This is a genomic window from Salmonella sp. SAL4457 (assembly GCF_046548235.1).
GTDB lineage: Bacteria > Pseudomonadota > Gammaproteobacteria > Enterobacterales > Enterobacteriaceae > Salmonella > Salmonella enterica.
This window is the reverse complement of the sequence record NZ_JBGDZO010000730.1, coordinates 1-261: the sequence shown is the minus strand read 5'-3', so window position 1 is coordinate 261 and position 261 is coordinate 1. Positions and strand designations below refer to the sequence as shown.

Genomic DNA, 261 nt, shown 5'->3' with positions numbered 1-261 from the left:
CTCCTATCGTTCGGTCAAACGTTCGGGAGGCCTTTCGCCGGGGGCGGGGTGCCGCACGCACCGTCCGCGCCTCCGGGAATGGCCGGCGATCCGTCGAGCAGCGAGATGGCGGTCGGCGCGTCGGCGCCTTTCTCGGCCAGTTCCTCGAACTCGTTGATGGCGTTGATCGCGGTACCCATGGAGATGTTGGTGATGCGCTCCAGGATCACCTCGACCACCACCGGCACCTGGTGCTGCTGCATCAGTTCGCGGGCCTTGGCC

At 67.0% G+C, this 261-nt stretch carries 1 pseudogene; it reads right to left on the bottom strand.

Annotation, left to right across the window (positions count from 1 at the left end):
* Positions 1–92: 92 nt before the first annotated feature.
* Positions 93–261, bottom strand: a pseudogene (locus ACLJNW_RS26075) (hypothetical protein); the annotation flags it as partial.